The organism is Paenibacillus motobuensis (assembly GCF_039521865.1).
In the GTDB taxonomy this organism is placed as follows: Bacteria; Bacillota; Bacilli; order Paenibacillales; family Paenibacillaceae; genus Fontibacillus; species Fontibacillus motobuensis.
In genome coordinates this window covers 17,507-42,193 of the sequence record NZ_BAAACX010000004.1, presented here as the reverse complement: position 1 = coordinate 42,193, position 24,687 = coordinate 17,507, and the positions used below count along the sequence as shown (strand labels likewise).

The 24,687-nt window shown below is 48.2% G+C and carries 21 protein-coding genes; 18 read left to right on the top strand and 3 right to left on the bottom strand.

The window, feature by feature from the left end:
• Nucleotides 1-150: 150 nt before the first annotated feature.
• The 7 genes from helD (at nucleotide 151) to ABD014_RS01505 (ending at nucleotide 9,903) form a co-directional block, all read left to right on the top strand.
• The gene (gene helD / locus ABD014_RS01535; RefSeq protein ID WP_343856628.1) at nucleotides 151-2,493 is read left to right on the top strand and encodes an RNA polymerase recycling motor HelD; all 2,343 of its coding nucleotides are present in this window, start codon (nucleotides 151-153) and stop codon (nucleotides 2,491-2,493) included.
• Between the two features lie 88 nt (nucleotides 2,494-2,581).
• Nucleotides 2,582-3,820 (top strand): bacillibactin exporter BcbE, encoded by a 1,239-nt coding sequence (gene bcbE, locus ABD014_RS01530; protein WP_343857319.1) that lies wholly within the window; start codon nucleotides 2,582-2,584, stop codon nucleotides 3,818-3,820.
• A gap of 123 nt (nucleotides 3,821-3,943) precedes the next feature.
• Nucleotides 3,944-4,621, top strand: a complete 678-nt coding sequence (locus tag ABD014_RS01525; RefSeq protein WP_343856626.1) for a DsbA family protein — start codon at nucleotides 3,944-3,946, stop codon at nucleotides 4,619-4,621.
• Nucleotides 4,622-4,918: 297 nt separating this feature from the next.
• Nucleotides 4,919-5,593, top strand: a complete 675-nt coding sequence (gene rpiA / locus ABD014_RS01520; protein ID WP_343856623.1) for a ribose-5-phosphate isomerase RpiA — start codon at nucleotides 4,919-4,921, stop codon at nucleotides 5,591-5,593.
• A gap of 17 nt (nucleotides 5,594-5,610) precedes the next feature.
• A complete protein-coding gene (locus ABD014_RS01515) occupies nucleotides 5,611-6,048 on the top strand; it encodes a GNAT family N-acetyltransferase (protein WP_343856620.1) in 438 nt (145 codons plus the stop codon).
• Nucleotides 6,049-6,283: 235 nt separating this feature from the next.
• Nucleotides 6,284-6,751 carry a MarR family winged helix-turn-helix transcriptional regulator gene (locus ABD014_RS01510; protein WP_343856618.1) on the top strand — a complete coding sequence of 156 codons (468 nt, stop codon included), beginning with the start codon at nucleotides 6,284-6,286 and terminating at the stop codon, nucleotides 6,749-6,751.
• Complete coding sequence (locus tag ABD014_RS01505; protein ID WP_343856617.1) at nucleotides 6,748-9,903, top strand: MMPL family transporter; 3,156 nt, start codon at nucleotides 6,748-6,750, stop codon at nucleotides 9,901-9,903. The genes ABD014_RS01510 and ABD014_RS01505 overlap by 4 nt, the downstream gene beginning before the upstream one ends.
• Before the next feature lie 101 nt (nucleotides 9,904-10,004).
• Here the strand turns inward: ABD014_RS01505 and ABD014_RS01500 are convergent, their stop codons facing one another.
• Nucleotides 10,005-10,685 carry a tetratricopeptide repeat protein gene (locus tag ABD014_RS01500; RefSeq protein ID WP_343856615.1) on the bottom strand — a complete coding sequence of 227 codons (681 nt, stop codon included), beginning with the start codon at nucleotides 10,683-10,685 and terminating at the stop codon, nucleotides 10,005-10,007.
• 100 nt (nucleotides 10,686-10,785) lie between these two features.
• Between ABD014_RS01500 and ABD014_RS01495 the strand changes: the two genes are divergently transcribed.
• The 5 genes from ABD014_RS01495 to coaD all read left to right on the top strand — a co-directional run bounded on the left by ABD014_RS01495 (nucleotide 10,786) and on the right by coaD (nucleotide 16,161).
• The gene (locus tag ABD014_RS01495) at nucleotides 10,786-11,382 is read left to right on the top strand and encodes an HD domain-containing protein (RefSeq protein WP_343856613.1); all 597 of its coding nucleotides are present in this window, start codon (nucleotides 10,786-10,788) and stop codon (nucleotides 11,380-11,382) included.
• A gap of 62 nt (nucleotides 11,383-11,444) precedes the next feature.
• Entirely contained in the window at nucleotides 11,445-12,194 is a 750-nt protein-coding gene (gene gpmA, locus ABD014_RS01490) for a 2,3-diphosphoglycerate-dependent phosphoglycerate mutase (protein ID WP_343856610.1), read from the top strand.
• Between the two features lie 126 nt (nucleotides 12,195-12,320).
• Complete coding sequence (gene gnpA / locus ABD014_RS01485) at nucleotides 12,321-14,492, top strand: 1,3-beta-galactosyl-N-acetylhexosamine phosphorylase (RefSeq protein ID WP_343856606.1); 2,172 nt, start codon at nucleotides 12,321-12,323, stop codon at nucleotides 14,490-14,492.
• Nucleotides 14,493-15,045: 553 nt separating this feature from the next.
• Nucleotides 15,046-15,600, top strand: coding sequence for a 16S rRNA (guanine(966)-N(2))-methyltransferase RsmD (gene rsmD, locus ABD014_RS01480; RefSeq protein ID WP_343856604.1), 555 nt, complete (start codon nucleotides 15,046-15,048; stop codon nucleotides 15,598-15,600).
• Nucleotides 15,601-15,648: 48 nt separating this feature from the next.
• On the top strand, nucleotides 15,649-16,161 hold the full coding sequence (gene coaD, locus ABD014_RS01475; protein WP_343856601.1) for a pantetheine-phosphate adenylyltransferase: 513 nt from the start codon (nucleotides 15,649-15,651) through the stop codon (nucleotides 16,159-16,161).
• Between the two features lie 12 nt (nucleotides 16,162-16,173).
• Here the strand turns inward: coaD and ABD014_RS01470 are convergent, their stop codons facing one another.
• The gene (locus ABD014_RS01470; protein ID WP_343856598.1) at nucleotides 16,174-17,418 is read right to left on the bottom strand and encodes a nucleoside recognition domain-containing protein; all 1,245 of its coding nucleotides are present in this window, start codon (nucleotides 17,416-17,418) and stop codon (nucleotides 16,174-16,176) included.
• Between the two features lie 115 nt (nucleotides 17,419-17,533).
• On the opposite strand from ABD014_RS01470, the gene ABD014_RS01465 reads away from it, so the two are divergent.
• Nucleotides 17,534-18,559, top strand: a complete 1,026-nt coding sequence (locus ABD014_RS01465; protein ID WP_343856594.1) for a SepM family pheromone-processing serine protease — start codon at nucleotides 17,534-17,536, stop codon at nucleotides 18,557-18,559.
• A gap of 525 nt (nucleotides 18,560-19,084) precedes the next feature.
• Here ABD014_RS01465 and ABD014_RS01460 read toward each other — a convergent pair.
• On the bottom strand, nucleotides 19,085-20,332 hold the full coding sequence (locus ABD014_RS01460; RefSeq protein WP_379339057.1) for a nucleotidyltransferase: 1,248 nt from the start codon (nucleotides 20,330-20,332) through the stop codon (nucleotides 19,085-19,087).
• A gap of 274 nt (nucleotides 20,333-20,606) precedes the next feature.
• Between ABD014_RS01460 and ABD014_RS01455 the strand changes: the two genes are divergently transcribed.
• From ABD014_RS01455 to ABD014_RS01435, 5 genes are all read left to right on the top strand, one after another.
• Nucleotides 20,607-21,122 carry a YceD family protein gene (locus ABD014_RS01455; protein ID WP_343856589.1) on the top strand — a complete coding sequence of 172 codons (516 nt, stop codon included), beginning with the start codon at nucleotides 20,607-20,609 and terminating at the stop codon, nucleotides 21,120-21,122.
• Between the two features lie 142 nt (nucleotides 21,123-21,264).
• Nucleotides 21,265-21,438, top strand: coding sequence for a 50S ribosomal protein L32 (gene rpmF, locus ABD014_RS01450; RefSeq protein WP_018750828.1), 174 nt, complete (start codon nucleotides 21,265-21,267; stop codon nucleotides 21,436-21,438).
• Between the two features lie 564 nt (nucleotides 21,439-22,002).
• A complete protein-coding gene (fapR, locus tag ABD014_RS01445; protein WP_343856583.1) occupies nucleotides 22,003-22,599 on the top strand; it encodes a transcription factor FapR in 597 nt (198 codons plus the stop codon).
• Nucleotides 22,583-23,584 carry a phosphate acyltransferase PlsX gene (plsX, locus tag ABD014_RS01440; RefSeq protein WP_343856580.1) on the top strand — a complete coding sequence of 334 codons (1,002 nt, stop codon included), beginning with the start codon at nucleotides 22,583-22,585 and terminating at the stop codon, nucleotides 23,582-23,584. The genes fapR and plsX overlap by 17 nt, the downstream gene beginning before the upstream one ends.
• A complete protein-coding gene (locus ABD014_RS01435; RefSeq protein ID WP_343856578.1) occupies nucleotides 23,581-24,567 on the top strand; it encodes a beta-ketoacyl-ACP synthase III in 987 nt (328 codons plus the stop codon). Before plsX ends, ABD014_RS01435 begins: the two co-directional genes overlap by 4 nt.
• Nucleotides 24,568-24,687 lie beyond the last annotated feature (120 nt).

The following is a 24,687-nucleotide window of genomic DNA, read 5'->3' as shown; positions in this document are numbered from 1 at the left end:
TTACAATTAAGAACGGTCCTAATTTGGAATAAGAGAACAAATATTGATCAACTTGATTTTACCACATTGAATTGTGTTTGTCAATAGATTTTTTTAGGTGTGTCTTGAGTAAGTTATAGCTTTGTATTAATTCACAAAGGGGCGACTATTTTGAGTAATCATGACAAGGAGCGACAGGCGGAGCAGCGACGGGTAGAATATGTTGAGGATCAGATCGAAACGCGTATCTCTCGCCTGGAATCAGAAGTTGGTACCATTCGTGGTGATGTCGTATCTATGCGGAAGGACTTTTGGGATGAGGTTACGGTCAACTTCAGCGAGGCGGATGATGTAGGGGAGACTTCAACCAGTTTAAGACAACAATCCGAAGTGTTGTCCGAACGTGAGAAGCGCCACCAGCTTGCCTATAATTCGCTCGTGAAGCTTAGACGTCTGCAGCAATCACCTTATTTTGGACGCATCGACTTCGCCGAACAAGGAGAAAATGGCGAAGCAATTTATCTAGGGATAGCTTCGTTGCTTGAAGAAGATGATGAGACATTTCTGATTTATGACTGGCGTGCACCGATTTCGAATTTATATTACGATAGCGTCCCTGGCCCGGCCTCATACGAGACGCCTTCCGGCAAGATCGAAGGAGAGATGACGCTCAAACGGCAGTTCGTCATCCGCGGGCGCGACTTGAAGGTGATGTTCGATACTGGTGTGACGATTGGCGATGAATTGCTGCAGCAAGTGCTCGGGAGAAGCTCAGATGCGCAGATGAAGAGTATTGTGGCAACGATCCAGAAGGAGCAGAACCGCATCATCCGCAATGATACTTCACGTATGCTGATTGTCCAAGGTGCGGCAGGCAGCGGTAAGACTTCAGCTGCACTGCAGCGTGTGGCCTATTTGCTATACAAACATCGTGACACGCTTCGTGCCGACCAGATGATCCTGTTCTCTCCAAATCCGATGTTCAATAGCTATGTATCCACGGTATTGCCGGAACTCGGGGAAGAGAATATGCTGCAGACGACATTCCAGGAGTATCTGGAGCGACGTCTTGGCAGGGAATTCCAGCTGGAGGACCCGTTCGTCCAGATTGAATATGTATTATCCGGCGAAGAGGATGAATCTTATCAGGCCCGTATGAACGGAATTCGCTACAAGTCCTCACTTCTGTTCTTCGAGGCGGTTGGCAGATACAAAGCGCTGCTTGAGAAGAAGGGCATGAAATTCAAACCGCTGCGCTTTATGGGACGGGAAGTCGTTGGGGCCGAGGCTATCTCGGAACGCTTCTATGCATATGACCCGGCGATAACCCTGGCCAATCGTTGTGAACTGCTTAAGGAATGGCTGCTTAAGGAGATTGCCGCCTTCGGTAAGGAGGAGGTTAACCAGCCTTGGGTTGATGAGCAAATCCAGCTTCTTGATACCGAGGATTATCAGCGCGCTTACCAGCGGATGCGCCGTCAACAACAGAAGAGCAATAGTCAATTCAGCGAATATGAAGAAGAGAGAACCATCCTGGGAAAAATGGTTGTCAGCGAACGTCTGAAGCCGCTGCGTAAATGGATCAAATCGCTGCGCTTTGTCGACGTAACCAAGCTGTATTGTCAATTATTCGAGCAGTCGGAGATCGCAGGGGAGGTTCATATGGATGCTTTGCCAGAGGACTGGTCTCTCATTTGCGGGCGCACCATTTCTAAGATCAAGGCCGGAGAGTTATTCTATGAGGACATTACGCCATTCCTCTATCTGAAAGAGATGATCCTGGGCTTCCACTCCAACCACGCGATCCGTCATGTCATTATTGACGAGGCTCAGGATTATTCACCATTTCAATTATTCTTCCTGAAGAGATTGTTCCCACGTGCACGGATGACAGCTCTCGGTGATCTCAATCAGGCAATTTATGCTCATTCCTCAGTACTACAGCAGTCGTCTGTGCTGACCGATTTATATGGATCGGATAACAGCGAGCAGATCGTATTGCAGCAGAGCTACCGCTCGACCAGGGAGATCGTTGAGTTTACGCGCGGTATGCTGCCGGGAGGAGAGGCGATCATTCCGTTCAATCGTGCTGGCGAGAAACCTGAAGTGATTGTTGTACAAGGTCAGGATGATCTATACGCACAGATCAAGCAGGATGTTGCAGTACTGCGGAATGAGGGCTATGAATCGATTGCTGTCATTTGCAAGACGGCGGAGGAGAGCAAAGAAGTTCACGAACATCTTGCCAAGGATCTGGAGGCCAGACTAATTAAGAAAACGACGCTTTCTTTCGAGAAGGGGGTACACATTATCCCGGCTTATCTAGCTAAGGGAGTGGAATTCGACGCCGTGCTTATTTTCGATGGCTCGAACGATAAGTATACCCGCGAATCGGAGCGCAAGCTGTTCTACACTGCTTGTACAAGGGCTATGCATTTACTGCATGTATACTCGGCAGGTGATCCAAGTCGATTTATTACGGAGACGGATACACAATCCTTTGTAAGAAAATAAGGTAACAAATGCATTCGGAATATTTTGTGGAATATTCTCCACACTAACCATGATTGTTGTTTACATGAATGGAAAGGGTGTCCGAATGATGGGTAACAAGAAGGGGGATCTGGCGGCGTTGGCGTCCATTCCGCTAATCATGACTTTGGGCAACTCCATGCTGATCCCGATATTGCCACAGATTTCGCGAGAATTGCATATTTCTTCATTTCAAGTCAGTATGTTAATCACGGTTTATGCCGTTGTGGCCATCTTACTGATTCCGATTGCAGGTTACTTGTCGGATAAGGTCGGGCGCAAGGCAGTGATTATTCCGAGTCTCATCATAGCAGGGATTGGCGGAGGGGTCTGCGGCGCAGCCCCCTGGTTTGCTAATGGAATGATGCTGTACTGGATTATTATTGCCGGCAGGTTTCTGCAGGGGATCGGGGCAGCGGGGGCATTTCCAACCGTTCTGCCGCTTGTTGGGGACATGTTTGACGATGATAAGGAGGTCAGCAAAAGCCTAGGTATTATCGAGACTTCCAACACATTTGGCAAGGTGCTTAGTCCGATTCTTGGTGCACTGCTGGGCGCATGGATTTGGTATATGCCTTTTCTGGCCATTCCTGTACTATGCTTATGTTCCTTACTTCTCGTGATCTTCCTGGTCAAGGAGCCTGAGCGCAAGAGCAAACCGAAGCCATTTAAGCAGTTTTGGAAGTCGGTTAAGGGCGTCTTCGCTACGCAGGGACGGTGGTTGTATGCCATATTTATCATTGGCGGGATTTCGATGTTTCTGCTATTTGCCGTACTTTTTTATTTGTCGGAGCAATTAGAGAAGAGGCATGGCCTGGATGGTGTCCTCAAGGGCTTTGTACTGGCGATCCCGCTTGCATCCTTATGCCTCGCTTCTTACTTCACAGGCAAGAAGATTGGCAAGAACAAAGTGCTGATGAAATGGTGCGGTGTAATCGGACTCCTTCTGTCTACAGGGGCGCTATTCGGGGTCGGTTTTTTCAACAATATCTATTTTGTTCTCGCCTGTCTCATCGTTTGCGGCGCGGGGATCGGCATGGTCCTGCCTAGCTCGGATGCGCTCATTACCGAAGGGATTGAGAAGGAACTGCGTGGCACGATTACTTCCATCTACAGCAGTATGCGATTTATCGGAGTGTCGCTGGGGCCTCCGGTAGTGTCCTTGCTCGTCAAGTCAGGTCATATGACCTTGTTCTTCGTGATTGCTGGCATTTCTCTGGTGGCTATGATTCTGATCTTAGTGATGGTCAAACCAGAATCGAAGGAAGGCAAGGGAGGCTTGTCTGAAGCCTTGCGTCCACAGCATTAGAATACGTTTTCAAAATAATGGTAATATACGCTGATGAAATGTGACATTTCTCCTAGTTATTTACCTCCAAAACTCATACAATCAGCACAAAATATTACTATTTTGTGTCCTAGGAGGAAGAATATGAGAAGTAAGAAATGGGGATTGTGGGCATTAATCGGTGTAGCAGTGCTGCTAGTTGCTGTACTCGTGTTCATTCGCATCAACGAGAAGAACTCGCAAAAAGCCGAATTCCCGGATCTGGAGCAGGTGGAGGCGGGACAAGTCCCCGATAGCTTTGACGAGGCTAATCAGCCCTATGTGGGGAATCCTGAAGCAGCTGTGAAGATCGTGGAATTCGCGGATTACAAATGCCCGGCTTGCAAGCAATGGACACAAGAGATCTTCCCTAAGCTTAAGAGCGAATATTTAGACACAGGCAAAGCCGTATATTATTATGTCGATTTCCCATTCCTGGCTCCTGACTCTAACCTGGCTGCACTCGCTGGCGAGACTTTATTTCAACAGGATCAGCAATATTTCTGGACCTATTATGATCTCATGATGGAGAATCAGGGGAGTAAGGAGACAGCCTGGGCCAACAAGAGGTTTATTGTGAATTTAATTAAAAAGAATATTTCTGGGGTTGACCTGGAGCAGTTTGAACGGGATTTGGATGACCGAACATATATCGCCAACATCAAGCGCGACCTTCTCATCGGAGAGAAGCAAGGCGTAGACGGAACGCCATTCGTGTTTGTGAACGGACAAGCTGTCGATGATATTTCCTGGGAAGGAATACAGGCGGCAATCGGGCAATAGCAACATATGGAGAACGGTTGGCCTATAGCTTGCGGAACAGCAAAGCGAAGGCTAGCCGTTCTTTGCTTTTTGCAGTTTTTTTACGGATGCTGAAGTGTTTTTCTTGTCGTTTTTTGATATGATATAAGCTGATTCGCCTGACAGGACAAGGCTACATATGATATTTGCCGCTCGGTTCGTTCAATGCCCATTCCAGCATCATAATCATGTTAGCATGGATAAGGAAGCAGGAAGAAACCGAGCTTGAGAATGTAAGTGAAATATTTAGAGCTTCATACCATTTAGGAGGGATACGCAATGAACGCGAAGCAAGCAGCAGGGTACCGAGCAGCAGAATGGGTAGAAGATGGAATGATCGTCGGACTGGGAACCGGATCGACGGCGTATTATGCGATAGAGAAGATCGGACAGCGCGTAGCACAAGGTTTGAAAATAAAAGCAATTGCCACTTCAAACGCTTCAGAGGAACTAGCGAAGAAATATAATATTCCGCTGATTCGCGCTGCGGAAGTAGAGCGCCTTGATCTGGCTATCGATGGGGCAGATGAGGTGGACACTAACATGGCACTGACTAAGGGCGGTGGCGGCGCTTTGCTGCGTGAGAAGCTGGTCGCCATCAACAGTGAGCGCTTCATCGTTATTGCCGATCATAGTAAAATGGTACCGCATCTTGGCAGCTTCAAGCTGCCGATTGAAATTGTCCCGTTCTGCTATGAGTGGACCTTCGGGCAATTGCAACGAATCTACAATGTGCCTATTGAGATGCGAACTCGTGACGGAGAACTCTATGTAACCGATAATGGCAATTACATTGCCGATGCTTCATTTGGCGTCATCTCCGATCCAGGTAAACTTAGCCATGAGCTGAAGGCCATGACCGGGGTTGTCGAGCATGGTTTGTTTGTTGATATTGCCCATACGGTTGTGGTCGGATATGAAGACGGACGCACCGAGGTTATCGAGAAGAGGTAGTTGAGGAGGACCGAAGGATGCTTATAAATTTGACAGACAGCCATTGGGATCATGAAGTTCGCGAGCTACTGGAAGATACGTTCTATTATAATCCGTCCGAGGTGGACAAGGTGATGGATCAGTATCGAGCTTCGGGCTCACAAGAGTTGTACGTATTTGAAGACCAGGAGGAATTCATCGGGATCATCGGCTTTACGATGGATGAGCAGAATCAGCTTGTGATTGCAGAGCTAGTCATTCATCCCCAGGAACGCCTGAAAGGATATGGACGCGGAATTATTTTAGAGACGATTGTGTTGAAAAATCCTAGCCGTATCATCACGATTACAGATGAGGACGGTGCAGATTTCTTCCGCAATATCGGCTTCCAGATTACGGGCCTGCCCGCAAACGAAGAGGGTATGGAACAATTCCGCTGTACTTATGAAGTGGAAATTGATGCTGAAGAGGAATAAAAGAAATCCTTGCGAGAATAAGCATAGACGACAGAATGATCTGTCGGCTGTGCTTTTTTTGTATAACAGAAGGGATACAAGCCGATACGGGAATAACGAATGATTGGGAGTTGATTTTTCAGATGCCATGATATATAGTTCTTATATCGAATAGTTCTATTGTAGAACTATTCGATATAAGAACTATTCTTGTGTAGAACAGTTTAGGGCATGACCTAAAATAACGGAGGATGATATGAACGAGATGAACGAGAAGAACTATGAATTACGGCAATTAGTTGAACGCTACATGGCAGCATATTTCGTACTATTCAAAAAGCTGAATGTACAAATCGGAGAGATGATTCAGGATGAGGCTACGCTTGATCAGTATCAAATCATCGATTACATCGCCACGCATGAGAACGGAACATCTACGGAGCTCGCTGATGCTTTTTCTGTAGGTAAAAGCTCAATAACGGCCATTATTACCAGGTTGGTAGACAGGGGGATTATAGAGAGGACGAGAGACGTTCAGGATCGGCGCGTTGTGTATTTATCGTTAACTGAACGGGGGAGAATGCTCTATTCCAAGATGCAAGGATCAATTATAGATATGCTGTCTACGTACATGGGTCATTTTACTAAAGAGGAAATTGACAGTTTTATTAAACCATTCGAGAAATTAGCGAAGCTGGTTGAGGAGGGGAATCCTGGAATATGAAGTATATCTTAAAGGCAAAGTGGGGGCTTTTGGTACTATGGCTCGCTGCAGCGGTGCTACTGGTCTTGACGGCGCCATCTATGACGGATCTGGTACGGGAGAAAGGTGAAATAGTCGTTCCCCAAGGGTATTCATCTGAATTTGCCACCCGCATATTGAATACTGCAGCAGAAGAGGAAGGGGACGGTAAATTAAGCGATATGGCTGTTGTCTTCCATCGGGACAGCGGAATTACCGCAGAGGATAAGAAAGATATTGAACATGCCCTGTCCAGCTTGCGCTCTTCGATGGACCAGATCGGGATCAGTTCCATGGTCGACCCGTTTGATATGCCGGAGGCAGAAGATAAATTGATCTCCGTAGATGGCAAGACGCTGCTCGCTCAACTAAGCGTCCAAATGGATAAGCGGCCATTGACGGAAATTGAGCAGGATATTCGGACCGAACTCTCGACGCTTAAGGTAGACCATTACTTGACAGGCGAGCAGCAGATTAATAATGACGTGATTCTGAGCTCGGAACAAGGGCTTAAGAAATCGGAGTATTTTACAATTATCTTTATTCTAGTTATTTTGTTCATCGTTTTCCGTTCGGCAGCAGCTCCATTTATACCGCTGCTGACGGTAGGGATCAGCTATCTGATCTCTCAATCTATTCTGGCGTTCCTTATCGATCGCTTTAACTTCCCAGTCTCCACATATTCACAAATCTTTATGGTTGCGATTATGTTCGGGATCGGCACGGACTACTGTATTCTGCTGATCAGTCGCTTCAAGGAAGAACTGCAGCTTGCAGATAACATCAATGAGGCTATTATCCAGACCTACCGCAAAGCAGGGAAGACCGTATTCTTCTCCGGGCTGGCTGTACTGGTTGGGTTCACAGCGATCGGCTTCTCTAAATTCGTGCTTTATCGTTCGGCGGTAGCTGTAGCCATTGGCATAGCGGTCATGCTACTTGCACTTGTTACTATTGTACCGTTCTTTATGTCCATACTGGGTAAAAGACTGTTCTGGCCAATGAAGGGATCTATTGAGCATAAGGACAACAGGTTCTGGGGAGCCATTGGCGGTTTCTCTGTGAAGAAGCCGTGGGCCGCAGCGCTATTTGTTGCTGTCATTACGATTCCTCTTGTCATCGCCCACAGCGGTAACGTATCCTACGACAGTATGGAGGAGATCGGCGAGCAGTATGATTCGGTGAAGGCATACAATCTTATTGCGGACAGCTTCGAACCTGGTGAATCCTTACCGACGACGATTGTCATCAAGGGCGATACGACGATGGACAATCCGGAGGATATGGTGCTGGCTGAGAAGATCAGCCGCGCTGTAATGGAGGTCGATGGAGTTGCCAGCGTACGCGGCTTAAGTCGTCCAACAGGTGAGATTCAGAAGGATTTTGAAATTACAAATCAAGTCAAAACGGTTGGTGACGGGCTTGGAGAAGGAACTGAAGGCTTGTCGAAGATTCAGAATGGGCTCGCTGAAGCGAGTAATGAGCTGAATAAGAATGAGCCAAAGCTAGCGGAAGCTGCGGCGAGCACCGGTAAGTTAGTTGCGGGAACCGCCGAAATGAAAAACGGGATCTCCGCACTGTCGAACGGCTTATCGGAGATTCAGAAGGGGGTCATGGACAGCTCCAAGGGGGCCGGCGGTCTGAAAGAGGGGTTGAAGCAGCTCAAGAAGAGCGCGGAGGAACTGGCTGGGGCTAATGACAAGTTGTTGCAATCCTATCAATCAATTGCTGGAGGACTCGGTTCACTTGGCGATGGATATCATCAAATTCAGCAGCAATTGGGTGAGATTACGAAGGGCTTCTCGCAGTTGGACGCCTCATTCACTAGTCTGGAACAGAAATATCCTGAGCTGGCTGGAGATAAGGATTATTTGACGATACGCGGTACAGTTACGGCATCCAGTCAAGGCCTAGAGCAGCTTGCAGCCGGTCTTGGAAATGCTACAGGTCAGCTTGAGCAAGTGAAGGCAGGATTGGATCAGGCGAATTCAGGTTTTAGTGAGGCTGCCACAGGAAGTAAGCAATTGGCTGACGGATTGGATCAGTTTATTTCCGGATTGTCACAGCTTGAACAGGGCCTGGATAAGGCAGGAAATGGTCAAGGTCAAATCGTGAAAAAGCTGCCTGAGATCGTGAGCGGTCTGACGCTAATCCAGAATGGCCAGGAGCAGATACAAACTGGCTTCTCGCAATTCTCTGGTCAGATTACACAGCTTACAGACGGATTGGATCAGAGTGTAAAAGGATTGGGTAAAGTGACCGGGGGCCTGGATACAGCTAAGGAGTATTTAAGTGAGATTGGCGGTAGTGATAATGGCCTGAGCGGTTATTATGTACCGCAGGAAGCATTGGATCATGAGGAGATAAATCAACTCTTTGATACTTATCTGTCGGCAGACCGCAAAGTGATGACATTGGACGTCGTCTTCTCCAGCAATCCATATGGAAGCGACGCAATCAATCAGATCGATCAGGTGAAGACCGCTGTAGACAAAGTGGTTGTGGGAACGAAGCTTGAGCATTCGGAGATTGCGATCGGCGGTGTAACCAGCACATTTAATGACCTCAAGACAATTTCTGGAGAGGATTATACGCGTACTGTTATTTTCATGCTTGCAGGTATCTTTATTGTGCTGCTTCTGCTACTTCGTTCTGTAGTGATGCCAATCTATATTATTGCTTCATTAGTATTAACGTTCTTCGCATCGGTCGGTTTAACCGAGATTATCTTCGTTAATATCCTCGGATATTCTGGTGTGAGCTGGGCGACGCCATTCTTCGGATTTGTTATTCTGGTAGCTCTTGGCGTGGACTACAGTATCTTTCTCATGGACCGCTTCAATGAACATAATGATTTGAATGTCTCAGAGGCGATCGTGTATTCGATGAAGAAGATGGGGACCGTGATCTTGTCGGCCGCCGTTATTCTAGGCGGTACGATGGCATCGATGTATCCGTCAGGGGTACTGTCGATGCTGCAGATATCAACACTCGTTCTGACAGGATTATTCCTGTATGCTGTGGTGGTGCTTCCGTTCCTGATTCCGGTATTTGTTAGAATATTCGGCAAAGCGAATTGGTGGCCGTTCTTGCGAGGGCGTGGTAAGTCTACGGATCACGGTGTTGATGCATAGCAATAATCAGTCTCGTTAGAGATGTATTCAATAAAAAAAGGACGGCCAACTCCGTAATTTTAGCGGGAGTGGTCGTCCTTTTACTGTAGGCTTAAGTTAACTTAGAGAAAATTCCGCTTAATTGCGCTTCGCAGCGCCCATCCACGTTCATGCCGTTTCTTATATTTCGGGAGCGAACGGTAAATGGAGATGGATTCCCCAAGTGCTTGCCTTGCTTCGTCCTTGCGACCCAGCGATTGGTACAGGGAACCAAGCAAATAATAAGCTTCACTGGAGGAAGATTGGATTTCGCCGAACTTCGAGGCATAGTCCAGCGCTTTTTGCGGGTCCTTATCCTTGAAGGCGGTAGCCAGCTGTAAATAGGGCTGTCCGTATTTAACGCGTTCATTCAGACGGAGTGCTTGCAGTATTTGCTGCTCTCCGTCCTGGAGTTGCTGTAATCCGATGGATGCAGCCCCAAGATCACTCCAGTACTCTGCGGAATCCTCGGAGGCTTCCTTGGCCTCTTCAAGCAATTTATAAGCCTCGGCATATTTCTTCGACTCGATCAGGAGTCTGGCTAGCTCACGTTTGGAAGAGACATCGAACGGACTGGATGCGAGCTGGGTTCGCAGCTTTCTAATTTTGCCGGAGCGCCGGAATGGCTTGGCAATGCTGGGCATGACGCCGACATAACGTCGATCCAGAAAGTAGACAACAGCGAGGATGATAATAATGGCAATTAGAGGGTTTCCGGTAACCCAAGATAATAAAAAGAACAGTAATATGGACAATTTACTCATTTTGTAGGCCCACCATCCGTTAATAATGATTACCAATTATATCATATTCATGATATTAATGTAGATAGGCAGAAATTTAGAGCGAAGAGGGGGAGATCCTATGAATCAAGGTGATAGGCTTCAGAGGCAAATCAAATTTATTAAAGAAATAGATAAGTTGAAGCATATACTGCGGCAGACGGTACTGATGGATGGATCGAGACAAGAGAATGATGCCGAGCATACCTGGCATTTGGCTATGATGGCCATGGTTCTGCTGGAGCATACGCCAGAGCCGCGTCCGAATTTGTCAAAAGTACTTAACATGCTGCTCGTTCACGATATCGTGGAAATTGATGCAGGCGACACATTTGCGTATGATACTGCCGGGTATGAGGATAAACAGGAGCGGGAGATGAAGGCAGCTGAGCGGATATTCGGCTTACTGCCGGAAGATCAGAAGCAGGAGCTAACATCTTTATGGCTTGAGTTTGAGGAGCGTCAGAGCCTGGAGGCGAAGTATGCAGCGGCAATTGATCGTATTCAACCGTTGTTGCATAATTATTATACAGGCGGTTTATCCTGGAAGAAGCATAACGTTAGAAGCTCCCAGGTGTTGGATCGTATATCCGGTGTAGCAGATATTGCACCTTCTCTACATGAGCTGGTAACCGGGCTGATCCGGGATGCGGTCCAGAAAGGTTATTTACAGGAATAGATGGTAGAAACGGACGGATCGGCAGTATAGCTGAAAGATTATGATTGGAAGGAGTGTTAACGATGTATCAATTAGTATTGGTCAGACACGGAGAGAGTGAGTGGAACAAGTTCAACCTGTTTACTGGATGGACAGATGTGGGGCTGTCTGAGAAGGGCGTGCAAGAAGCGGAAGAAGCTGGGAAATTGCTTAAAGCAGCAAATTTCAAATTCGATATTGCCTATACTTCTTACTTAAAACGGGCGATTAAGACGCTTTATCATATTTTGGATGAGATGGAGCTGTTGTGGATTCCGGTTCATAAGACGTGGCAGTTGAATGAACGTCATTATGGAGCGCTACAAGGCCTCAGCAAGTCGGATACTGCGGAGAAATACGGGGATGAACAGGTGCTGCTCTGGAGAAGAAGCTATGATGTTCTGCCGCCTGCACTAACTAAGGAAGATGATCGTTATCCTCGCCATGACGCTAAATATAATGAGCTCACCGATGCCGAGCTTCCGTTGACAGAGAGCCTCAAGGAGACAGTCGTTCGCGTTGAAGACTATTGGGAGCGGGAGATCAAGCCGCAGATCATCCAAGGCAAGCAGGTCATCATTGCAGCGCACGGCAACAGTCTGCGTGCCTTGATCAAATATTTGGAGCGGCTTAGTAAAGACCAGATTGTGGATGTGAACATCCCGACGGGTACACCGCTCGTGTACACGCTGGACGAGCAATTCAAGCCGATAGAGAAATATTATCTGGGACGTCAAGGGAAGATTGAGCAAAAAATCGAGACCGTTGCTAATCCGGATACGATTATGGAGTAATTATCTGCGTTCGCTTGAAAGGTCAAAATTTTACTCGTGGAAGGTCATAATTCGTCCTTGGTTCTCTGTGGCTTGCTAAGTATGATGAAAGCAACCATCAGTTATTTTGGAAGGAGCATGTCTCATATGCACAAGCAGAATCAGAGCAAACAAAATCGAGGGCGTCTCACAATCCCTACCGACCTTGATGTCGTAGGAGAAACACTGAAAACGATGGAACTATGGGGCGCTGATGCTGTACGCGATGCAGACGGCACAACATTCCCGCAAGAGTTAGTAGATTGTGGAGCGAAAATATACGCTACTTATTATACGACCCGTAAAGACAATAATTGGGCAAAAGCAAACCCTGACGAAGTGCAGCAATGCTATATTTCTACGAAATTTGTGGCTGCTACAGATGCGACTCTCTCTATTCGGTTATTGGAAGGGATTAGCGAAGATTTATTGCTTGTAAACAACCGTGATGATATCTACCGTTGGTGGGAAGTGATTGATCGTACCACTGGCGAGGTCGTACCGACAAATTACTGGAGTTATGATGAAGCTAGTGGCTGTGTAATTATTAATAACACGACACCTTATCATGAGTATAGCGTCAGCTTCTTAACCTATCTGATTTGGGATCCTGTTCATATGTACAATGCGGTCGTTAATGATTGGAAAGATTTCGAACGACAAATTACGTTTGACGTACGTCAGCCTAAGACACGGGAATACTCTAAAGGCAGACTGCGTGAATTTTTGCGCGAAAAGTCTTATGTCAATGTAGTACGATTCACGACGTTCTTCCACCAGTTCACGCTCATATTCGATGAACTACGTCGGGAGAAATACGTGGACTGGTACGGCTATTCCGCAAGCGTCAGCCCGTATATTCTCGACCAGTTCGAACGTGAAGTTGGTTATAAGTTCCGTCCGGAATATATTATTGACGAGGGTTACTACAACAATCAGTATCGGATTCCATCCAAACAATACTTGGACTTTATGGCCTTCCAACGCCGCGAGGTGGCGGGGCTAGCGAAAGAGCTCGTTGATATTACCCATGAAGAAGGTCGCGAAGCGATGATGTTTTTAGGTGACCACTTTATTGGTACGGAACCTTATATGGATGAGTTCAAATCCATCGGGCTAGATGCAGTCGTCGGTAGCGTGGGCAATGGTTCGACACTGCGGCTAATTAGCGATATTCCTGGGGTGAAATATACGGAAGGGCGCTTCTTACCATACTTCTTCCCTGATACGTTCCATCCTGGCGGCAATCCAACGGCAGAAGCTCAAGAGAACTGGTTAACGGCAAGACGAGCTATTTTGCGTAAGCCTGTAGATCGTATTGGTTATGGCGGTTACTTGAAGCTGGCGCTGGACTTCCCGGACTTTGTGGATTATGTAACGAAAGTTGCGGATGAATTCCGCGATTTATATGAAAAGGCTCGCACGAAGCCGCTATGCCTTGCTAAAGTCGCTGTTCTGAACTGCTGGGGTAAAATGCGCTCTTGGGGCTGCCATATGGTGCATCATGCACTGTACCAGAAACAAAACTATAGCTATGCGGGCATTATTGAAATTTTAAGTGGTGCTCCATTCGATGTATCCTTCATTAGCTTTGATGACATTCGTGAGCAGCCGCAACTGTTAAATGATATCGACGTCATCATTAACATCGGTGACGCTGACACCGCGCATACCGGCGGCGATAACTGGAAGGACCCGTATATTGTTGAGCAGATCCGTGCATTTATTGCTCGCGGAGGCGGCTTTATCGGGGTAGGCGAACCTTCTGCTGTTCAACATCAAGGTCGCTTCTTCCAACTAGGCGATGCTCTTGGCGTAGAACTGGAGCGCGGCTTTACCCTCGGCTACGATAAATACAATTGGGACGTGAAGTCGTCTCATTTTATTACCGCCGATATGGATGGTGAAATCAATTTTGGTGAAGGCAAGAAAAATGTATATGCAACAAGCGCTGATATTTTAGCTTGCAATGATAAAGAAGTGCAGTTTGCAGTTAATAATTACTTTGATGGTCGATCTGTCTATATTGGTGGATTACCGTATAGTGCGGAGAACGCTCGCTTGCTGCATCGTGCAATATTATGGTCATGCAGTAAAGATAACGAATTGCACAATTGGTTTAGTTCAGATGCGCATACGGAGATCCATGTCTATCCTGAGACAGGCACGTATTGCGTTGTCAATAATACCGCCGAGCCGCGCAACACGACAGTTTACGCTAATGGCAAGAGCTTCGATTTGGAGCTCAAGGGCGGCGAATTGCGTTGGTTTAACATGTAAGCTAGTGTCGGAGCCTACAACGAAGTATTAATTAGAATCCCCCTGAAGTGGCAGTAATGAGTCACATTTCAGGGGGATTTTAGTGTGCAAGTATGGACAATGGACTGGATAATTACCCTTGATAGGAACATTGCATAATACGAGAAAAGATTCTAGCTGCCAATGATATGCAGGAGATCGTGGAGGTGATAATTTAACATAAAAAAAGTCAGGGCCCCCTTACGAGGGCCCCAATCATGGGAGAGGAGAAACCGGACGAAGAGCTTATGGGGAAACGTAAGTCTTCTCCGCGGTTGTCTACGACATTTGGTGATGTCGATAGTTCAAGTTTGCCCGGGCCTCGGCGATTTATACATGTATATCCTTAAAAAGTAATTCGAAATTACATTTTTCATTCTATGCAGGATTATGGTACGATATCGACAGGCATTTTTTGAAGCCTGAAAATTTATATAATTGCTCTATATAGATTGTGTTCAAACAGTCCGGTTTTCAGTGGACTTATTGAATACCTTTTAATAGAGCGGCATTGTGCAAGGGTGTGTGAACTAGCATGAGAGTCATATCGGGCAGTGCCCGGGGCAGGACACTGAAGGCAGTTCCTGGGATGGGAACAAGACCGACAACAGACAAAGTGAAGGAAGCCGTGTTTAGCATGATCGGGCCGTATTTTGACGGCGGTGCCGTGCTTGATCTATTCGCGGGGACGGGCGGACTAGGAATTGAAGCGCTCAGTCGCGGTATGGACAAGGCGGTATTCGTGGATCTCGATTACAAGAGCGTTGAAGTTGTACGTGCCAATTTGAAGACCGCCGGCTTGGCGGAACGTGCAGAGGTTTATAAGAATGATGCGGAAAGAGCACTGAAGGTGCTGGCTAAGCGCGAAGCAGCATTTGAGCTGGTGTTCCTTGATCCGCCGTATCGGCTTAAGTTTGGGGAAAAGCTGATGCAAGCGATGGACGAGCTTAAGCTGCTTGAAGATCGCGCGACGGTTGTGTTGGAGTATGATTCTTCCTATGTCTATCCGAGCTGCTTCGGCAATTTTACAGAGCTGCGCAAAGCGGAATACGGAGAAACTGCCGTATCCATATACAGGTATGAGCCGTAGAAGTTCAGACTAGGACACCCCCGTCATATAAGGAGGAAAACAGTACTTATGGAACAGCAAAAAGCACCGCGGATCGCCGTATATCCTGGCAGCTTTGATCCTATTACCAATGGACATATGGACATTATTCAGCGGGCTTCCCGTCAGTTTGACAAGCTCATCGTGGCTGTGTTGAACAATCTGAGCAAGAAACCGCTCTTTACGGTTGAGGAGCGTAAAGAGCTAATCTCTTCAGTAACGGGCCATTTGCCTAATGTTGAGGTAGACAGCTTCCGTGATCTGCTCGTTAATTATGTGGATTATCGCAAAGCGGATGTCATCGTTAGAGGGATCCGCTCGGTTACGGATTTTGAATATGAGTTACAACTCGCTTCATTGAATCACCAACTTAATCATAATGTCGAGACGATCTTTATGATGACGAACCCCAAATATTCTTATCTTAGCTCAAGCGTAGTCAAGGAAATTGCCTACTTCAAAGGTGAGCTTGGGGATCTGGTTCCGGTTGAGATTGAGCAAGCATTAAGAAAGAAATACGAAGATATGCCAAAGCCACAATGACCGAGTAGAATCTTACTGTTGGCTGCTTCTTCTCCATGTGAGCGAGATAGCAACAAAGAAGATGATGAGTAAGACCAATAACCACATAGAAATACGTAGCGAGCCAGCCGCAAGCTGCCAGTTCGGAAGCGCTGCTTCCATCCGGCCTGTTAGCGGGTGGTTCATTTCCTTATAGGCGGGAAGAGCGCCAGGCAGTAAGATGATTAGTGGTCGCCATAGTATTAAAGTCAACACATAGGCATAGGCCCCGTGAAGAATACGCTGCAGAATAAATCTGCGACCGCCGATTCCGACAGGCTTCAGTACGGCCTGTACTTGAAGGAAGGAGCAAATTCCACTCCATCCTAACGCAGCGCCAAGCAGGGCGGCCAGCATGGGCTGTGATAGAGTAAGCTTCGTGATCGCGTGCGTCCCCAGATGAATTTCCGATGCTCCAGCAACGAGAGACGATAGGGCAGATGTCGGGAGAAAAGAATTGACGACGTGAATAATGACGGCAAAGATCAACATGTAGCCGCCAATTGTCATCATGGTCTGTACTCCGTTAGTGACGGAATCGCCCAGCAGCTTGCCGAAGCTCCGGCCATCCTCTTGCCTCGCTTGCTCCATTTTCCGTAGTGCCATTCTTAGTCCAGGCTGTGAGCTGGATTGGGCTGCCTTGCTCAAAGGGTTCTCCTGCCCTATCTGGCGTTTCTCGTTGTTGCTGGGTGCTGTATTACGTGTATTACGCCAGAAATGGTTTAACGTAAATGCAGCTGCGAAGCCGGAGAGCCAATGGATGCAGAGCAGCAGCAAGCCAAGGTCCGGATTATTCAAGTAACCAGCTCCGATGACGACCATGATTAGCATCGGGCTGGCGAAATGAGCGGTGGCTGTCATTCTTTCGGCTTCGTCCGCTGTGATTCTCCTCTGCTTATATAGGGTTGCTGCTGCGGCGGCAGACGCTGGAAATCCGGCGGTCATCCCAAGTGGAAGAATCCAGCCGAAGGAGCCAGGAAGCTTGAGGATTCTGCGCGTGAAGGGCTCCAGAATAACGCCGAGCCCCTGCGGAAATCCGCCGGCGATGAGCATTTCAGATAGAACGAGAAAAGGCAAAATAGCCGGGAATACAACTCTCCACCAGAGAGACAGACCTTGCCCAGAGGCTTGAAAGGCCGGACCAGGGGCAGCGACAATACAGATTACAAGTAGTATAGCAATAGCAGCAAACAGTATGGTTGAAGACATCCTGCCTGTGGTTCCCTGTTCGCGTTGCATAAGCGTTCACCTTCTTCATATGTATATGGAAATGGACGGCTAGTACTATGCATATGCTGGACAAGGGAGCGGAAGACCAATGATATATCAACCGTACCCGGAGGGGGGATTACAAATGCGATCCAATAAATCGGTAGTCATCAAAGTAACTCTATACTTGATAACCCTGGTCGTTCTCGTATATGTAATGGTATATATGCCGACGCCCTATATGATTAACCAGCCTGGACTTGCGGAGGAGATCAAGCCGATGGTAAGTATTCCTGCCGCTGATCCGGAAGAAAAGGGCACATTCATGCTTACGACCGTGTCTGTCAGTTATGCGAATCTGGCGATGTTGGCGACCGCGCAATTTAATCGCAATGCCGAGGTTGTGCGCAAGGAGCCGGATCGTAATGAAGAGGAATACGAGACGCAGCAGAAGTACTATATGAGCAGTTCGCAATCAAGTGCTATTATGGCGGCTTATCATTTAGCAAATATCGATTATGATATCGTTCCAGAATATGTGTTCATTGTCGGCCTGTACAAGGCTGTTGCCCCTAAGGGTGATTTCCACCCCGGGGATATAATCCGCAAGGTTGACGGCCAGTCGATTGGCAAATTCGAGGATTTGTCAGCTTTAATGGCCGGGAAGAAACCGGGGGATCAGGTGAGCATCCAGTTAGAGCGTAAGAATAAGACTTTGGACGAACAGGTAGAGCTTATTGATATATCCGAGAACAAGGATGGGAGCAAAGCGGGTCTTGGCGTATCCATCGGCGAGGTGCGCAAGGTTGACCCTGCTGTTGAGGATCAGGAGGTCAAATTCATCGATACCCGCATTGGCGGCCCTTCTGCAGGCTTAATGTTCACCCTGGAGATATATAACCAGCTTACGCCTGGAGACTTATCCAAGGGCTATCGGATTGCCGGTACGGGAACGATTGCCGAGGACGGCACCGTTGGGGAGATCGGGGGAGTTCAGTTCAAGATCGTTGCCGCCGAGAAGCAGCATGCCGACATCTTCTTCGTGCCGGTGAACAATTATGAAGTTGCCAAAGCGAAGGCCGATCAGATCGGCAGTAAAATGAAGCTGGTCAAAGTACAGACAGCTCAAGAAGCACTGGAGTATTTGCAGCAGCTTGATCCTAAGGCTTGATTCTAAATGCCTAATAATAACTGACTTTTTTGAACCACCTAAGTTAGATGAGGGTTCAAAAAAGCCAGTTTTTTGCTTCAAGAAGGCTGGATAAATATAGGCGTGAGGAGCGGAGCGTACGAAGTTTGTACGTGAGCACCGGAAGACCCGGTTGAATTCAAGATTCGACGCCGAATTCGCTTCATCGATTAACCTTCGTGTTAGATATAGAATTTATACGTTATCAGCGGAGCTGATGAAATTCTATATCGCAAGAAAACCTACCTCTGAAGCGCGGTCGCTCATCCATGAATTGCTTCGATAGGTTTTCTTATCAAAAGTGGCTTTTTGAACTACCTAAGTTAGATGAAGGTTCAAAAAGCCAGTTTTCAGCACCGAGAAGGTTGAATGAAACTAGGGTCAGAGGAGCGGAGCGTACGAAGTTTGTACGTGAGCACCGGAAGACCCGGTTGAATTCAAGATTCGACGCCGAATTCGCTTCATCGATTAACCTTCGTGATCAAAAGTGGCTTTTTGAACTACGTCTTAAAGTCTGATTGGGGGTTGGCGGTAGTCGCGGAACAGGTCAACCCCCATCCGCTCCGGCATAGCATTAGCATAGACGGCTGAAGCTCTAATATCGGCATCGAGCTGTGGATGTGACAGATCGGCAGCACGAGTGATGATCGGGAGCTTGGCCGTCTTTTTCATCTGCTTCAGCAGCCGCTGGCCACGCTCGTTGAAGCCGAGAACTCGTAAGTAATGCGGTCCGGCGGATAAGACCTCGCGCGAGCCCATTAGCCGTGAATGTCCAAGGAGTGTGTGCATGAGTGTGCGCTGAAGCTTGGTATGGGTGTAACGTTTGGTCTTTAATAGCTCTATCAGTTCGGTTGCAGATGCTTGCTCCAGCTTGGGCAAGATTTTGTGGATGCGGTACTCCAGCCCTTCGTTCATCTCCAGATGACCGGCCAGCTCCTCTGGCGTGGCCGAGAGGAGGCGGCTGAATAAGGGCTGGGAGAAGCGGTCCCAATCCATCGGACCGCGGCCTGCCGCGAATTCACGCTGCAGAATCTCCAGCGTGAAGGGCGGCAGGTAGGCGGCGGCAGCGGCGAGTGAGCCGCCGCCAGCGATGAGCCGGCGCACGGCAGTCGCGCTGGCAATGCTGGCATCGCGCGGACTCTCGTCGCGATAGCCGGCCCCCTGGCGCTGCAAGGTGAGCGGCGTGATGCCGCTCTGAAGCCGCCGCAGCGCGATCAGGTAATGCAGCCCAAGCGAGTTGTTGGGCTGCTCCAGCAGCAGGCGGGCGGCGTCCACGTCGCCACCCAGGCCGCCTGCGGCGGCGAAGGCGCGCGCGGCAGCAGCCGCGTAGGCGCGCGGGTAGCTCGCCCCGGTGGCGAGCTCCTCCGCGACCGCGGCCTTGAGCGCGCCGCTCTCACTGGCGAGCAGCGCCGCCAGCTCGGCCAGCACCGGCAGCTCGCCCGACTCGCTGCCGAAGCACAGATGCGACACGACCCCTGTCGCATCCAGCAGCGCCGCCGCTCCGTGCGCGAACCACTCCGCGGGCTGCACAGCATACGACACTGGCAGCTCAAGCACCAGGTCGATGCCAAGGTGCAGCGCCATTTCGGTCCGCGCCCATTTGTTCACGATCGCGGGCTCGCCGCGCTGCAGGAAATCGCCGCTCATTACCGCGACCGTCGTATCGGCGTGTGCCAACCGCTTGGCTTCACGAAAATGATAGGCATGTCCGTTATGCAGTGGATTATATTCAACAATTAGTCCTACAGTATTCAAAGCAATCACCTTTTAGGTTAGAATAAGTGTTATCTTCTTAACTTTAAGTTTATTGGTTTAAATGTTATTCAATTAATAAAGAATATAACATATAGCCCCCCGCAGTGTGCTTCTTAAGGATAAGCAATGGTGAGGATCCTGCATTTTTGCCAGTCAGAAGCTTGAATCCATGAGGGCAAGCCATATGAATTGAAGTTAAGGGAATACGGGATTACAGTTGACAAAACTTAGCCTGGATCGGTATAATTATTTTTGTTTGTTTGGAGTGATACTCATGATTATTAATTTTCGTCAGATCTCTTCATCCGAAGCTCCGGTGGAGTTCCACCAGACATTGGATGTCGGTCATGTAGTTCAGGGACGGAAGGACATTGCGGGGATTTCCCCAATGCAAGCTGATCTGCAGGCTGAGCCGGCAGGAGGCGGTGTTGTTCGCGTTACCGGAAGCTTATCGACGGAATTGGACATGTCCTGTTCCAGATGTTTGAAGCCACTCAAGTATCGCGTGGATGTTCAATTTGAAGAAGCCTTCAAACAAAGCGACGAGGATAGCGTAGAGCTGGATGAAGGAGAAGAGGATTTGGTGCTTGTATCTGGAGAACGTCTGGATCTAACGCCTTATCTGGAGGAAGCGTTGTTGCTTGATCTTCCTTTTTCCGCCGTTTGTAAGGATGCCTGTAAGGGACTATGTCCATCCTGCGGGACTGATTTGAATGAACGGCAATGCGATTGCAACACGGAGCGGATTGATCCGCGACTGGCTGCACTAGGCGATTTTTTCAAGAAGTAAGCAGGTAGAAAGTACGTCGTTAGACGTTTTTCTTATAATTTCCAGGAGAGATGATAGCCATCTCACAGGTTACCGTTTCTACTTGAAAGTGACATTATGAAAACACCGATGCAGGGTTTATTTGATAAGGAGGTGGAGAACCATGGCAGTACCTCAACGGAGAACGTCCAAGACGCGTCGCGACAAACGCCGTACGCATTTCAAATTGGCTGTGCCGGGCATGGTAAAATGTGAACAATGCGGAGAATTGAAGCTTGCTCACCACGTATGCAAAGTATGCGGAACATACAAATCGAGAGAAATTATTAACCAATAAAACTTGATTTCGTTAACGCAAAGTAGTACTTCATTTTGATGAAGTGCTACTTTTTTTGTTATTATAAAATCAACTCATGATCTGCAGATCCGTCCTTGAATTCTAACGAAACCTGGGATCGTTATTTGCTCGAAAAATGCATCTCAAAAATTCTAACGAAACAGGGTATCGCTATTCGTTTCAAAGAGTGCGTTTGGAGAAGGATTTTGCTTGAATAACGATGGGTCGTTTCGTAAGAATCTAAAAGCCTGTATTTTTGGCATGATAACGCTTCTGAGTTTCGTTAGAAGGTAAGTTAAAAGAGGCAGAGCATTGAATAACCTTACATAATAGCAAAGCTAGTAAGTCCCGCTCTGAAAACAACGGCTAAGCCGGGCGGAATTACCTCTGCTTGGAATTCTACTTTCTTTTTGCGGTAAGTTGATTTATACTATTTTAGTACCAGGTTCTAAAAAAGAGCGGATCTATTAGTGCGTGTTCAAAAAGGCCAGTTTTCAAGTGCCTATTTACGTACTTTAATATAATATTGTAGCCATTTTGTAGGGGGGATATCCAATCGAACGTTTGCCGAAAAAAGCGAGACAGCAGCAGCTCATTAAAATAATTGAAGAGAATCCTTTCGTTACGGATCAGGAACTGACTCGGAAGTTGAAGGTCAGCATTCAGACGATTCGCTTGGATCGGATGGAGCTAGGTATTCCCGAACTTAGGGAACGGATGAAGCAGATGGCTGAACGTTCTTACGACCAGGTTCGTTCATTGCCACTGCATGAGGTGATCGGGGAAATCGTTGATCTGCAGCTGGACAAGAGTGGGATTTCCATCTTCGAGATCCGTGATGAACATGTATTCTCAAGAACCGGCATCGCGCGCGGCCACCATGTGTTTGCTCAAGCGAATTCTCTGGCTGTCGCGGTCATCAATGATGAGATCGCCTTGACCTTTTCGGCGGACATAAGGTTTATCAGATCGGTTCATTTGGGAGAGAAGTGCATCGCCAAGGCTTACGTCCGTCCTTCTTCCGGGAATAAGGCAAAAGCCAAGGTTGAAGTGTTTACTTATGTCGGTGAGGAAATGGTATTCCAAGGCAACTTCGTCATTTACCGCTCGACTGGGGATGACAATCATGAAGGGGGAAACATACATGCGGATCGCCATTGATGCAATGGGCGGCGACTTTGCACCGGATAGTACTGTGAAGGGGGCAATGGACGCGGCCCGCGAATGGAGCGATACCCAGATTATACTTGTTGGGCATCAGGATCGTCTCAGACCGTTAATGACGGATGCTCCAGCTAATCTTATTCTTCATCATGCGGAAGATGTTATTGAAGCGGAGGACGAGCCGGTAAGAGCGGTTCGCCGGAAGAAGGATTCGTCCATGGTCGTAGCGGGACGTCTTGTTCATGATAAAGAAGCTGATGCGATGATCTCCGCGGGAAATACTGGCGCGTTAATGACGACGGGATTGCTCGTTGTCGGCAGAATGGAAGGAATCGAGCGTCCGGCGCTCGCTCCGATTATACCGACGATGGACGGCCGCGGTGTTCTAGCACTGGATCTGGGCGCGAATATGGACGCCAAACCAGAGCATCTGGCCCAGTATGCCTTGATGGGTAGTATTTATCGTGAGAAGGTGGCTGGAATCGCCAAGCCGCGTGTAGGCCTGCTTAATGTCGGAACCGAAGCGAAGAAGGGCAACGAGTTAACCAAAGCGGCTTATCCGCTTCTAGAAGAGTTGCCGATCAACTTTATCGGTAATGTAGAGGCTCGGGATGTGCTGACTGGCGCCTGCGATGTGCTTGTCTGCGATGGGTTTGCTGGAAATATCCTGCTGAAATCCCTTGAAGGAACAGCTGGAGCGATGTTCTCTGTCTTGAAGCAAGAATTCACGAAGTCCCTGAAGAACAAGCTGGCAGCTGCTGTGCTCATGCCTTCCTTGCGTGGAATAAAACAAATGATGGATTATAAGCAGCATGGAGGCGCGCCGTTGCTAGGGTTAAGCGGGCTTGTTGTAAAGAGCCACGGCTCCTCGGATAGCGAAGCCATCAAGAATGGAGTTCGGCAAGCGCGGCTAGCGATTGAGAGCCGGTTAACGGAGAGCATATCAGAAGAAATTAGCGGGAAGAGAGTGGAGAGTATATGAAAATGCGTTCCGTAGGCATTATTGGAACCGGCAAATATGTTCCAGAGCGAGTGTTAACGAATGCCGATTTGGAGAAAATGGTGGATACCAACGACGAATGGATCGTATCCCGTACCGGGATTCGCGAACGCCACATTGCGGCACCGGAGCAAGCGACATCTGATTTGGCTTATGAAGCAGCGGTACGTGCGCTGGAGTCGGCGGGAATGACCGCTGACCAGCTTGAATTGATCATCGTTGCCACGATTACACCGGATACATCTTTTCCGTCGACAGCTTGCATTTTGCAGGATAAACTGGGTGCCAAGAATGCAGCTGCTTTTGACTTATCCGCGGCTTGCTCTGGATTCGTATACAGTATGGCGACCGCTAATGGCTTTATTCAAACAGGAATGTATAACAATGCACTCGTGATTGGGGCGGACACCTTGTCCCGAATTACGGATTATACGGACCGCAACACCTGCGTCTTGTTCGGAGACGGAGCGGGTGCGGTCATCGTTGGAGAGGTGCCTGAAGGGCGTGGCTTCTTGTCGTTTGACCTTGGTGCCGAAGGAACTGGGGGCGACCTGTTGAAGCTTGCTGCAGGTGGTTCTCGCTTGCCTGCTTCCGAAGCCACCGTACAGGGTAAGCAGCACTATATTTATATGAACGGGCGTGAAGTATTCAAATTTGCCGTTCGGGTAATGGGATCTGCAACCGAAGAAGTACTGCGCAAAGCAGGCAAGACGAAGGAAGATATCGATTTATTCGTTCCGCATCAGGCGAATATCCGGATCATTCAATCCGCGATGCAGCGGCTTGATCTGCCCGAAGAAAAATGCGTAATCAACGTCGACAAGTATGCCAATACATCGGCAGCTTCCATTCCTCTGGCGCTTGTAGAAGCAGCTGAGGAAGGCCGGATCAAGGAAGGCGACACGGTTCTTCTCGTCGGCTTCGGCGGCGGCTTGACCTGGGGAGCGTCTGTCCTCGTCTGGTAATGCAAGCGTAGGTGCAAACTTTAAAAAGACTGGTTTTCAGCACCGAAGCTTATGCTTCCGATGTGCGTTTTTTCAAAACGCTTCAGTTGAATGAAGCTAGGGCGTGAGGAGCGGAAGTAC

What these genes read in the sequence shown, in the direction of transcription:
- bcbE (WP_343857319.1), top strand. Translation starts at nt 2,582, where the DNA reads ATGGGTAACAAGAAGGGGGATCTGGCGGCGTTGGCGTCCATTCCGCTA.
- ABD014_RS01525 (WP_343856626.1), top strand. Translation starts at nt 3,944, where the DNA reads ATGAGAAGTAAGAAATGGGGATTGTGGGCATTAATCGGTGTAGCAGTG.
- rpiA (WP_343856623.1), top strand. Translation starts at nt 4,919, where the DNA reads ATGAACGCGAAGCAAGCAGCAGGGTACCGAGCAGCAGAATGGGTAGAA.
- ABD014_RS01515 (WP_343856620.1), top strand. Translation starts at nt 5,611, where the DNA reads ATGCTTATAAATTTGACAGACAGCCATTGGGATCATGAAGTTCGCGAG.
- ABD014_RS01510 (WP_343856618.1), top strand. Translation starts at nt 6,284, where the DNA reads ATGAACGAGATGAACGAGAAGAACTATGAATTACGGCAATTAGTTGAA.
- ABD014_RS01505 (WP_343856617.1), top strand. Translation starts at nt 6,748, where the DNA reads ATGAAGTATATCTTAAAGGCAAAGTGGGGGCTTTTGGTACTATGGCTC.
- ABD014_RS01500 (WP_343856615.1), bottom strand. Translation starts at nt 10,685, where the DNA reads ATGAGTAAATTGTCCATATTACTGTTCTTTTTATTATCTTGGGTTACC.
- ABD014_RS01495 (WP_343856613.1), top strand. Translation starts at nt 10,786, where the DNA reads ATGAATCAAGGTGATAGGCTTCAGAGGCAAATCAAATTTATTAAAGAA.
- gpmA (WP_343856610.1), top strand. Translation starts at nt 11,445, where the DNA reads ATGTATCAATTAGTATTGGTCAGACACGGAGAGAGTGAGTGGAACAAG.
- gnpA (WP_343856606.1), top strand. Translation starts at nt 12,321, where the DNA reads ATGCACAAGCAGAATCAGAGCAAACAAAATCGAGGGCGTCTCACAATC.
- rsmD (WP_343856604.1), top strand. Translation starts at nt 15,046, where the DNA reads ATGAGAGTCATATCGGGCAGTGCCCGGGGCAGGACACTGAAGGCAGTT.
- coaD (WP_343856601.1), top strand. Translation starts at nt 15,649, where the DNA reads ATGGAACAGCAAAAAGCACCGCGGATCGCCGTATATCCTGGCAGCTTT.
- ABD014_RS01470 (WP_343856598.1), bottom strand. Translation starts at nt 17,418, where the DNA reads ATGCAACGCGAACAGGGAACCACAGGCAGGATGTCTTCAACCATACTG.
- ABD014_RS01465 (WP_343856594.1), top strand. Translation starts at nt 17,534, where the DNA reads ATGCGATCCAATAAATCGGTAGTCATCAAAGTAACTCTATACTTGATA.
- ABD014_RS01455 (WP_343856589.1), top strand. Translation starts at nt 20,607, where the DNA reads ATGATTATTAATTTTCGTCAGATCTCTTCATCCGAAGCTCCGGTGGAG.
- rpmF (WP_018750828.1), top strand. Translation starts at nt 21,265, where the DNA reads ATGGCAGTACCTCAACGGAGAACGTCCAAGACGCGTCGCGACAAACGC.
- plsX (WP_343856580.1), top strand. Translation starts at nt 22,583, where the DNA reads ATGCGGATCGCCATTGATGCAATGGGCGGCGACTTTGCACCGGATAGT.
- ABD014_RS01435 (WP_343856578.1), top strand. Translation starts at nt 23,581, where the DNA reads ATGAAAATGCGTTCCGTAGGCATTATTGGAACCGGCAAATATGTTCCA.